At 71.8% G+C, this 3789-nt stretch carries 4 protein-coding genes; 2 read left to right on the plus strand and 2 right to left on the minus strand.

All coding sequences use genetic code 11. From position 1 onward, the window contains the following. Positions 1–185 precede the first annotated feature (185 nt). Positions 186–815: a TetR/AcrR family transcriptional regulator gene (locus tag ACFTZL_RS42465; protein WP_382595240.1), complete on the plus strand. Its 630-nt coding sequence runs from the start codon at positions 186–188 to the stop codon at positions 813–815. Here ACFTZL_RS42465 and ACFTZL_RS42470 read toward each other — a convergent pair. Then, positions 794–1714 carry a glycerophosphodiester phosphodiesterase gene (locus ACFTZL_RS42470; protein ID WP_382595243.1) on the minus strand — a complete coding sequence of 307 codons (921 nt, stop codon included), beginning with the start codon at positions 1712–1714 and terminating at the stop codon, positions 794–796. The genes ACFTZL_RS42465 and ACFTZL_RS42470 overlap by 22 nt on opposite strands. 192 nt (positions 1715–1906) lie before the next feature. Between ACFTZL_RS42470 and ACFTZL_RS42475 the strand changes: the two genes are divergently transcribed. After that, entirely contained in the window at positions 1907–2635 is a 729-nt protein-coding gene (locus ACFTZL_RS42475) for a bifunctional DNA primase/polymerase (RefSeq protein ID WP_382595246.1), read from the plus strand. A 26-nt stretch (positions 2636–2661) separates the two neighbouring features. Here the strand turns inward: ACFTZL_RS42475 and ACFTZL_RS42480 are convergent, their stop codons facing one another. After that, positions 2662–3654 carry a hypothetical protein gene (locus tag ACFTZL_RS42480; protein WP_382595248.1) on the minus strand — a complete coding sequence of 331 codons (993 nt, stop codon included), beginning with the start codon at positions 3652–3654 and terminating at the stop codon, positions 2662–2664. Between the last annotated feature and the right edge of the window lie 135 nt (positions 3655–3789).

Consider the following 3789-nt stretch of genomic DNA (forward strand, 5'->3'; position numbering starts at 1 on the left):
GCGCAGCGCCTTGCGGCCGAGGTTCTTGCGCGATCCGCCGACCCCCAGCAGGTTTCCGGCTCCGCCTCGGGTCATGTCGAGGCTCCTCTCATGAGTGCGATGGTGCGACGAGACGTTTCGTCTCGCGCTTACCTACACACTGTCCGGCGAGACGCACCGTCTTGTCAACCTGATAAATTCGAGCCATGAGCCTGAAAAAGTCCGCGCAGCCCGCCCCCGACTCCACCCGGCGCAGCGAGAAGTCCCGTCGCGCCATCTACGACGCCGCCCTCACGCTGGTGGCGGAGGTCGGCTACCCCAAGACCACCATCGAGGGCATCGCCGCCCGGGCCGGTGTCGGCAAGCAGACGATCTACCGGTGGTGGTCCTCCAAGGCCGACGTCCTGCTGGAGGCCTTCCTCGACCTGAGCGAACAGGCCTCCCGGGACGCGGGCTCCGAGTACGAGTTCGCCATCCCGGACACCGGCGACCTCGCCGCCGACCTCAAGGCCGTCCTGCGCCTCACCGTCGACCAGCTCCACGACCCCCGCTTCGAGGGCCCGTCCCGCGCCCTGGCCGCCGAAGGAGTGGTCGACGAGCAACTGGGCCGCACCATGGTGGCCAATCTCCTCGAACCGTCGCTCCAGATGTACGCCGACCGGGTGCGCTCCGCGCAGGAGGCCGGCCAGGTCCGCCCGGACGTCGACCCGCGCATCGCCCTCGAACTCTGGGTCTCCCCCCTGGCTCAGCGCTGGCTCCAGCACACCGGCCCGATCTCCTACGAGTACACCGACACCCTCGTCGACTACGCCCTTCACGGCCTCGCGCCCCGCTGAAGGGCCCTCCGGGCGTCCCGCTGGGCGTCCTCCCGGGCCTCCCTGGCCTGCCAGGCCTCCCGCTCGGCGATGCGCGCCAGCCGCCCCGGCGCGTCCGTGATCACCCCGGTGCACCCCAGCTCCAGCACCCGGTCCCGCTGCGTGTCCGTCACCACCGTGTGCGCCCACACCCGCGCGATCCCCGAGTTCACCGCCCGCGTCAGGTCCGCGTCGCGCGCCCGGTGGTCCACGTCCAGCAGGTCGACGTACGAGCGCCAGCGCTCCGGGCGGTCCGTGCGCAGCTGCCGCGCCGAGCGCCACACCTGTGTGAGCAGGCCGAGGCGGTGGGCGCGCCGGGCCACCCCGGGGTCGTTGGAGTTCACGAAGACCGAGCGGGTCAGGCCGCGGGCCCGGATCAGGCCGGCCAGCCGGTCCAGACTCCGCGGATCCTTCGCCTCCAGCATCAGTACGATCCGCCCGCCGAGGCGGTCCAGGACCTCCGCGACCGTCGGCGGCCGCTCCGACCGCCAGCTCCCGGGCAGCACATCCCTCGGGCGCAGCCTTACGCCCTGCCACTCCCGGGCGTCCAGGCCGCGCACCGCGCCGCCCAGGTAGGTGGTGCGGTTCAGGCTCTCGTCGTGGAGCACCACCGGCGTGCCGTCGCGCAGCAGCCGCGTGTCGAAGTCCAGCACCTGCGCCGTACCGCGCCGGTAGGCGGTCATCAGCCCCGACATGCTGTTCTCGGGGACCTCGTGGGCGCCGCCGCGGTGTGCGACGTACGTGATCCGGGGGAGTGCGGCCACCGTCAGCGGGCCGGTGCCCCACTCCAGCGGCATCGGGGTGGTGCCGTGTCCCGTCAGGGTCAGCGCGACCACGGAAGCCGCGGTGGCCAGGCCCGTCAGCGCGATCGTTGTGACCATGGCGATACGGTAGGGCGCCATATCAGGTCAAAGCGGGCAATGACACCGATCTCGGTGCGGCATATGCCTCGCTCGCCCCACCGGTACCCGTCTCATAGCTCCTGCCCCGGATGTGGGCACTGGCCCCCCGGTGCGCGGGAAGATGGGACCATAGGGCATGCTGTTCCGCATGACGGCGAGGCGAGGGGATAGATGAGCGCGGAGTTCGGCGGCCGGACCGGCCTGCAGGGCAAACTCACCCAGTGGCTGCGCGCCGGGCGCCGGCCTAAGGAGACCGCCGGTGACGGCGGCCGTGAGGCCCTGCTGCTCGCCGCCGCCGGCGCGGGACTGCCCCTCGCGCCCGCCGCCCACCCGGCCGGCTACCGCTGCTCCTGCGACCGCGTCGGCTGTCCCACCCCGGCCCGGCACCCCGTGTCCTTCGCCTGGCAGACGCAGTCCACCACCGACCGCGCCCAGATCGAGCGCTGGGCCCGCCATCAGCCCGAAGCCAACTTCATCACCGCGACCGGCATGGTGCACGACGTCCTCGACGTGCCCCTGGATGCCGGTCGCGCCGCGTTGGAGCGGCTGCTCGCCGAGGGCATCGAGGTCGGGCCGGCCGCCGAGAGCGACGACGGCCGCATGCTCTTCTTCACCCTCACCCGCGGGACGCCCGAGGACGAGGACGAGTGGTGGCCGTGCGAGCTGGACTGCCACCCCGAGACGGCGGAGGAGCACCCCGGGCTGCGCTGGCACTGCCGTGGCTCGTACGTCCTCGTGCCGCCGGCCCGGCTGCCCGGTGACGGCCAGGCGGTGCGGTGGGTGCGCGGGCCGGAGCACGAGCTGCCGGACCCGTTGAGCCTGCTGGAGGTGCTCACCGAGGTCTGCGGCCGGTACGTCGACGCCGACTCCGCGGGGTCGGCGTGGCCGTCACGGCGCTGAGGCCCTGAACCGGCCGAGGCCCTGGGCTACGAGCCCTCCGCCGAGGTCATTCCCTGGATCCGGCCCAGGATCGTCACCTTGCCCTGGCCCTTCGGATCCAGCGCCACCTCGTTGGAGACGAACTCCAGCGTGAGGGACTGCTTGATCTCGCCCGTCGTCAGGGCGAGCACGTCCTTGTTCGGGGTCGGGAACGTCGTGCCCGCGTAGGCCGTCTGCTTCTCGTAGTGCCGCGTGGTGAAGAACACCAGCGCCCCGCCGTCCGTCGTGCGCAGCGCCAGCGGCCCGTAGTCGCCGTTCGTCAGCGGTTCGTCGATGTACTGGGTGACCAGGCCCGGCCTCTTGGTGTTCTTGTCGCGCAGGGCACGCCACTGGCTGGTGTGCGCGCCGTCCGCGAAGGCGGCCCCGCCGTTCTTCAGGTACGTCGTGTACGTCTGGCTCAGATCGCCGGGCTTCGCCGCCACGCTCGTCGAGTTCACGGGGACCGGCTCGGCCCAGCCGTCCGCGTCCTTCTTGAACTCCGGGACCTTGCCGGGGGCGACGAGGGTCAGATACGCGACCTGGAACGGGTCGTCGAGGCTGCTGCGGGTGAACACGAGCAGCCAGCGGGCGGTGCCGCCCTTGTTGCCGGCCGCGTCGACGACGAACCAGCGGGGCCAGCCGGCCTTCTTCGGGATCGTGAACTTCGCGTCCGTCAGCTTCAGCGGCGAGTGGTTCGGGTTGCCGCCCGGGTTGTTCTTCTGGCCGGCCTTCAGACGAGCCGAGTCGATGTCGGCGAGGGCGCCGGTGGTGTGCTCGGCGTCCAGGGAGGCGTCGTAGGCCTTGTCGGCGTCGTTGTACGCGGTCGTGAACTCCTGGAGGGCCTTGGCGGCTTCGGCGCGGGTGGTCGACGGGAGGATCTCCCGTTCGCCGTGCACGACGACGCATCCGCTCGCCGTCAACGACAAAGCGGTCACCGAGGCCGATATGAGGGTCCTCCGGCCAAGCGTGCGGAGTGTTCGAGGGTCGCGATCCCTGATCATCGGGTGCCTTCACCTTCCCCTTTCCGGAGGCGAACCCTACCGGGTGCCTCCGGCGGTTGGGGCGGGGTGGGTGCGCCTGCGCGGTGGGTGGTGGGTCGGGGCCGTGTCGGGGGGTGTCCGTCCTCGGAACGGCGC

The organism is Streptomyces sp. NPDC056948, from assembly GCF_042674225.1.
GTDB classification, from domain to species: Bacteria; Actinomycetota; Actinomycetes; order Streptomycetales; family Streptomycetaceae; genus Streptomyces; species Streptomyces purpurascens.